Source organism: Sphingomonas bacterium (assembly GCF_903644135.1).
In the GTDB taxonomy this organism is placed as follows: domain Bacteria; phylum Pseudomonadota; class Alphaproteobacteria; order Sphingomonadales; family Sphingomonadaceae; genus Sphingomonas.
In genome coordinates this window covers 1-6,719 of sequence record NZ_CAHJXA010000148.1, presented here as the reverse complement: position 1 = coordinate 6,719, position 6,719 = coordinate 1, and the positions used below count along the sequence as shown (strand labels likewise).

Here is a 6,719-nt window from a genome sequence, read left to right as displayed (position 1 = left end):
TCGAGCTTGCCGTCGGCCGTGACGGCGGCGTGCCTGGTGGTGCGGCCGCGCGGGCCGGGACTGGCGGTGCCGCTCGCCTGGTCGGTGGTGCTGTACGCCGCCAGCTACGTCCCGCTCAGCGTCGCGTCGGAGGTGCGCTATCACCTGTGGACGATGACCGGCGCGGCGCTGGCGGCGATGCTGACGCTGGCCGATCGTCCCCAGGTCGCGCGGTGGCGATGGTTCGTCGCGGCGCTGCTGGTCGGCGGCACGGTCGCGGTCGCGAGCCTCGCGCGGCTCGTCTAGGCCAGGATGCGGCGGTACAGCTCGATATAGCGGTCCGCCATCGCCTCGACCGTGAACCGCTCGGCCACCCGCGCCCGGCAGGCAGCGCGGTCGATAGTGTCCAGCCGGCCGACCGCCGCCACCGCCGCCTCGACGCTGTCGACCAGGAAGCCGGTGACGCCGTCCTCGATCAGCTCGGGCATCGCGCCGCGGTTGATCGCGATCACCGGCGTGCCGCACGCCATCGCCTCGATCACCGACAGCCCGAACGGCTCGTCGAAGTTGATGAGGTGGAGCAGCGCCTTTGCCTGCCCCAGCGCGCGCAGCCGCTCCGCGCCACCGACCGGCCCGTCGTAGCGGATGCGCGTCCCGTCGACATGCGGCGCAACATCGCGCTCGAAATAGCCTTGGTCCTGAACGATCCCGTACATCGCCAGCCGCCGTCCGCTCGCCCGTGCCACCGCGATCGCCTCCGCCGCACCCTTGTCGGGGTGCATCCGGCCGAAGAACAACAGGTCGTCGCTGCCGTCCGCGTCGAACGGGAACTCGCCCAGGCGGATGCCGTGATGGATCGTCGCCGCGTATTTCAGCCCGGGCGCACGGTCGGCGTCGCTGATCGCGACATAGTGCACGCGGTCCTCGAACGGCCGGTACATCGGCATGATCCGGTCCGACGAGAAGCCGTGGATGGTGGTGACCATCGGCGTGTCGATCAGCGGCGCAAAGGCGTGAGCGGGAAAGTCGGCCTGGTTGTGGATCAGGTCGAACTCGCCGGCGCGCGCGAACAGGTGCGACAAATGGCGGTATTCCCACACTTTGGCATCGATCGACGGGTCTTCCTCATACGGCGCGGGGACGACGCCGGCGAGGGTCGCGGTCGTGACGCTGTCTTGCGTCGCGAACAGAGTCACGTCGACCCCGCGAGTGACCAGCGCCTCAGTGAGCAGGCTGGTGACCAGCTCCCAGGGGCCGTAATGGCGCGGCGGGGTGCGCCACGCGATCGGGGCAAGCATCGCGATCTTCATGCGCCGGTGCCTAGCCGGTCGCGCGCAGGATGACACCCTCGTCGGGCGCGAGCGCCAATTCGGCCGCCCAGTCTGCGCCTTCGCCCTGCGTGCTTAGCAACGTCCGGTATCGACCAGCCGGCAGCGCCAGCCGTTGCGGCGTCGCACCCAGGTTGAGCGCCACCAGCAGGTCGTCGCCGCGCCTGTACGCCAGCACGTCGCCCTCGGCCTCCACCAGTGCGATCGCGCCCGTTGCCAGCGCCTCGTTCTCGCGCCGCAGCGCCAGCAGGCGGCGCACCAGCGTCAGCATCGAGCCGACATCCTCCTCCTGCGCGGCGACGTTGCGCGCCGACCAGTCGGCGTTGAGCGGCAGCCACGGCTCGTCCGTCGAGAAGCCGGCGTGGGGCGAGGCGTCCCACGGCATCGGCATCCGCACCTCGTCGCGATTGAACGCGGTGTCCGGCTCGCGCAGCGCCTGCGGATCGCGGATGCGCTCAGCCGCGATGGGCTCGCCGGTCAGGCCGAGCTCGTCGCCCTGGTACAGCGTCGGCGTGCCGCGCAGCGTCAGCAGCAGCAGTTGCGCCACCCGCGCCTGCGCCGAGCCGACGCGGGCGGCGATGCGCGGCTTGTCGTGGTTGCCGAGCACCCAATTGGGCCAGCCGCCCGCCGGCAGCAGCGCCTCATACTCCTCGATCAGCCGGCCGATGGCGCGCGCCTCCCAGGGCGTCTGCAGCAGCGCGAAGTTGAAGGGCAGATGCACGCCCGCTCCCTCTTCTCCATAGTACGCAACCAGGCGATCGAGCGGCAGGTAGATCTCGCCGATCAGCACGCGGCTCTCATATTCATCGGCGACGCTCCGCATCCGGGCGACGAGCGCCGCCATCCCCGGCTGATCGGCAGTGTGGAGCGGCAGGAAGCGCTCGATGTCCTGCATCCCCGGCCGCCAGGCGGGGTTGGGCGGGTTGTCGCGGAACGCCTCGTCCTCCAGCAGCAGCCACAGCACGTCAATGCGGAAGCCGTCGACACCGCGGTCGAACCAAAAGCGCATCGCCGCCAGCATCGCCTCGACCAGCGCGGGCTCCCGCCAGTTGAGGTCGGGCTGCTTCTTCAGGAACTGGTGGAGGTAATATTGGCCGCTCGCCGCATCGAGCGTCCAGGCCGGACCGCCGAAGAAGCTCTGCCAGTTGTTGGGCGGGCTCCCGTCCGGAGCGGGGTCGCGCCAGACATACCAGTCGCGCTTCGCTGCTTGCCGCGAGGAGCGGCTGTCGGCGAACCACGGGTGCCGGTCGGACGAGTGGTTGGGCACGAAGTCGAGGATGATCTTGACGCCGCGGCGATGCGCCTCGCGCAGCAGGTCGTCGAAATCCGCCAGCGTCCCGAACAGCGGGTCGACGTCGCAGTAATCGGCGACGTCATAGCCGAAATCAGCCATGGGCGAGGTGAAGATCGGAGAAATCCAGATCGCGTCGACGCCTAGGTCGGCAAGATAGTCGAGCCTTGCCTCGATGCCCTTCAGGTCGCCGACACCATCGCCGTCGCTGTCCTGGAACGAGCGCGGATAGATCTGATAGATCGTCGCCGACCGCCACCAGGCGCTCACGCGAAGATCGCCTTGTCGAGATGCGTGATCCGGCAGGCGAGATCGGCCTCGCCGCTCGCAACGATGTAGCGGTCGCCAGCGTCGACCAGCCCGGACGAGAACACCACCGGCGTCGGCAGATACAGCTGATGCGCGATCGGCGCGGTCAGCGCCGGGTTCGCCTCCAGCAGCGATGCCTGATCCTCGATGCGCAGCACCGTCCCCGGATCGTCGCGGTCGAGCAGCGCCCAGAAGCTGCGATAGATGCCGACCTTCTCGCGCCGTTCGACACCATGATAGATCGTCAGCCAGCCGGCGTCGGTCAGCACCGGCGGAGTGCCGCCGCCGACCTTCATGGCGCTGGTCGACCCCTTGCGCGCGCGGATGCCGGGCGAGGGCAGCGGCCGCCAGTGGAGTGCGTCGGGCGAGGTGGCGAGGTTGATCGATGGGCCGCCGATCCACGGGCTGTCCTCGGGATAGGCGAAATAGCATTCGCCAAGCGGGCGGGTCAGCGCGGTGAAGGCATCGCCGACCTTGCCCTCGAACAACAGCATGTCCTTGTTCTGATGGTCGAGGATCATGCCCTGCAATTGGTAGTCGAGCCCGTTGGCGGAGGTGTGCAGCGTCGTGGAATGCCGCTCCGCCGACACCGAGCAGGTCGTCATATACCAGCTGTCGCCGATCCGGCTGATCCGCGCGTCCTCGACGCCATAATCCTGGTACGACGCAGCGGGCTCGATCGCGCGGTCGTAGTGGACCGCGACCACCGCCGTGCCGTCCGGGTTCAACTCGACCGGCAACAGCCACGACAGCGAGGTCAGCGCGAGCACGCGGTGGGCGTGGTCGCGCAGCTCGAACTGGCGGGGGTCGGCCATGTCGACGCCGGTCAACGGGTGCGCGTCGAGGACATAGCCGGCCGGCGTCCAGCGGATCGCGCGCACGTTCCCGTCGATCACCGGCTCGCTCAGCGCCTCGGCGACGCGGACCATGAGCAGCAGGTTGCCCGACGGCAGCCGGGTCAGACCCGGGTTGAACGCGCCCAGCACATAGGTCGGCTCGGTAACGCCGCGCCGCAGCGGTGAGCGCGACAGGTCGACGTCGTCGGGGGTGAAGATCAGCGCGTCGTGGCCAGCCATGCCGCTCAAGCGACCGCGCCCGCCGCCGGTTCCGACGCATCGGCGTAGCGCCGCGCAATGACGGCGCAGGCGATCAGCTGGATCTGGTGGAACAGCATCACCGGCAACAGGACGATGCCGACCGTCGCGGGCGGGAACAGCACGCCGGCCATCGGCACACCCGAGGCGAGGCTCTTTTTCGAGCCGCAGAACAGCAGCACGATCGCGTCCTCCCGCGCGAACCCGAAGGCGCGGCCCGCCGCCCAGGTCGCCGCCAGCACCAGCGTCAGCAGCACCGCGCAGACGGCGAGGATTAGCGCGAGGTCGGCCGGCGCGAGCTTGTGCCACAGCCCCTCGACCACCGCCGCGCCGAACGCGGTATAGACGACGAGCAGGATCGAGGCGCGGTCGACCAGCGACAGGATCGACTTGTGGCGGCCGAGCAGTCCAGCGATCCACGGCCTCAGCAGATGGCCGGCGACGAACGGCACCAGCAGCTGCAGCACGATCTGCTCGGCCGACGTCCAGGAGAAGCCGCCGGTGCTGCCGCCCATCAGCATCGCCACCAACGCCGGCGTCAGAAAGATGCCGATGACGTTGGAGAAGCTGGCGCTGCACACCGCCGCCGCGACATTGCCGCGCGCCACAGACGTGAAGGCGATCGACGACTGCACCGTCGAAGGCAGCAGGGTCAGGAACAACAGCCCCTGCGCCGCCGGCCCGTGCAGCGTCGCCGCCAGCGCCAGCCCGAGCAGCGGGAACAGCGCGAAGGTCGTCGCGAGCACGCTGGCATGCAGTCGCCAGTTGCGCGCGCCCGCCAGGATCGCCTCGCGCGACAGCTTCGCGCCGTGGAGGAAGAACAACAGCACGATGCCGGCGGTGGCGACATGGCCCGCAGCCGTCGTCCAGGGGCCGCGCGCCGGCAGGACGGTGGCGAGCAGGACGGTGCCGAGCAGCATCGCCACGAACGGCTCGAACAGCGACAGGATACGGCGGATCATACCGGGCTCCGTAGATGAGCTTGCCGCCCGGCGACATAGGTCGCGGCGACGGCGCGGTCGTCGCCGAGGATCTGCAGCGCGAACAGGCGCTCGCCGAGGGACGCACCGGCGGTCCGGCGCGCGAGGAGCGGGGTCGCGGCGGGATCGAGCACGGCGAAGTCCGCTTCCTGTCCGGGCTGCAACCCGCCGATCCGGTCGGCGAGGCCCATCACCCGCGCAGCTCCGGCGGTGGCGAGGTGGAGCGCGCGGAACGGGTCGAGGCTGGTGCCGCGCAACTGGCCGACCTTGTAGGCCTCGCCCATCGTCGCGAGCAGCGAGAAGCTGGTACCGGCACCGACATCGCTACCCAGGCCGACGCCGATGCCGTGGCGGTCGGCGGCGGCGATGTCGAACAGGCCCGAGCCGAGGAACAGGTTGGAGGTGGGGCAAAAGGCGATGCCGCTCCCCGCCTCGCTCATCCGGTGGAGCGCGCGCTCGCTCAGGTGAATGCAATGCGCGAATACCGATCGCGGCCCGACCAGCCCGAAGCGGTCATATGCGTCGAGGTAATCGGCGGCGTCGGGGAAGCGGGCAGCGACCGCAGCGATCTCGCCGTGGTTCTCGGCAAGGTGGGTGTGCAGCAACACCTCGGGATGCGCCGCGACCAGCGCGCCGGCGTCGGCGAGCTGCGCGTCCGACGAAGTGAGCGCGAAGCGCGGCGTCACGGCATAGCCGAGCCGTCCGCGCCCCCGCCAGCGCGCGATCAGCGCCTCGGTCTCCGCGCGACCGCTCGCTGGCGTGTCGCGCAGGTCGGGCGGGCCGCCGTCCATCAGCACCTTGCCGCTGACGAGGCGCATCCCGCGCGCCAGCGCCGCCTCGAACAGCGCATCGACCGATTGCGGGTGAACGGTCGCGAACACCAGCGCGCTGGTGGTGCCGTTGCGCAGCAGCTCGTTGCAGAAGAAGCCCGCAACCGCATCGGCATGGCCGCGGTCGGCGAAGCGCGCCTCTTCAGGGAAGATGTGGCGGTCGAGCCATTGCAGCAGCTGCTCGCCATGCGAGGCGATGCGGTCGGTCTGGGGATAATGGACGTGCGCGTCGACGAAGCCGGGAACGATGATCTTGCCCGGCCAATGCGTGACGCTCGCCTCCGCGAAGCGTGGCGCGAGGTCGGCATGGTCGCCGAACGCGACGACATGGCCGTTCTCGATCACCAGCAGGCCGTCCGGATGGTGCCGCACCGCCTCGCCGCCGGCGATGTGCGGGTCGTCGGGGATGCTCAGCAGTTCGGCACGATGCGCAACAAGAGTCACGCCGCCGCCTGGTCCAGCGCCAGCAGCTGCGCCATGGCCGCGATCGCGATCACGCCCGGCTCCTTGCCGTGGATCCCGGCCACGCCGATCGGGCAGGTCAGGCGGGCGGGGTCGACGCCATCGGCGGCAAGCCGCGCCACGAACCGCGCGCGCTTGGTGGCGGAGCCGATCAGCCCGACAAAGCCCGCCGCCGACCGCAACGCCGCCGCGGTCAGGCGATAGTCGAGGCCATGGTCGTGGGTCAGGATCAGCACCGCCGCATCCTCCTTCGCCTCGCCGGCGCAGGCGACCAGTGTTGTCTCGTCCTGCACTACCACGCCGGGCGCGTCGGCTTCGGCGCGGCTGTCGAACCAGGCAAGCGACAGCGGCAGCCCCGGCACCAGCGCCGCGATCGCGCGCCCGACATGCCCCGCGCCGAACAGCATCAGCGGCCGGCGCGGGGTGTCGAGCGGCTCGGCGAAGGC

Annotated in this window: 6 protein-coding genes and 1 pseudogene; 1 reads left to right on the top strand and 6 read right to left on the bottom strand. The window is 70.3% G+C overall.

Going from position 1 to position 6,719, the window contains the following annotated elements; genetic code table 11:
• A pseudogene (locus HUU96_RS09080) lies at nt 1-285 on the top strand (hypothetical protein); the annotation flags it as partial.
• On the opposite strand, the gene HUU96_RS09075 reads toward HUU96_RS09080, so the two are convergent.
• The 6 genes from HUU96_RS09075 to HUU96_RS09050 form a co-directional block, all read right to left on the bottom strand.
• A complete protein-coding gene (locus tag HUU96_RS09075) occupies nt 282-1,289 on the bottom strand; it encodes a glycosyltransferase family 4 protein (RefSeq protein WP_174292503.1) in 1,008 nt (335 codons plus the stop codon). The pseudogene HUU96_RS09080 and the gene HUU96_RS09075 overlap by 4 nt on opposite strands.
• A gap of 10 nt (nt 1,290-1,299) precedes the next feature.
• Complete coding sequence (locus HUU96_RS09070) at nt 1,300-2,868, bottom strand: alpha-amylase family glycosyl hydrolase (protein ID WP_217430301.1); 1,569 nt, start codon at nt 2,866-2,868, stop codon at nt 1,300-1,302.
• A complete protein-coding gene (locus HUU96_RS09065; RefSeq protein WP_174292502.1) occupies nt 2,865-3,983 on the bottom strand; it encodes a glycosidase in 1,119 nt (372 codons plus the stop codon). The genes HUU96_RS09070 and HUU96_RS09065 overlap by 4 nt, the downstream gene beginning before the upstream one ends.
• 5 nt (nt 3,984-3,988) lie before the next feature.
• Entirely contained in the window at nt 3,989-4,963 is a 975-nt protein-coding gene (locus HUU96_RS09060) for a bile acid:sodium symporter family protein (protein WP_174292501.1), read from the bottom strand.
• Nucleotides 4,960-6,255: a guanine deaminase gene (guaD, locus tag HUU96_RS09055; protein WP_174292500.1), complete on the bottom strand. Its 1,296-nt coding sequence runs from the start codon at nt 6,253-6,255 to the stop codon at nt 4,960-4,962. The genes HUU96_RS09060 and guaD overlap by 4 nt, the downstream gene beginning before the upstream one ends.
• Nucleotides 6,252-6,719 (bottom strand): XdhC family protein (locus HUU96_RS09050; RefSeq protein WP_217430300.1); only part of this gene is annotated, 468 nt, incomplete at its 5' end. The genes guaD and HUU96_RS09050, both read right to left, overlap by 4 nt.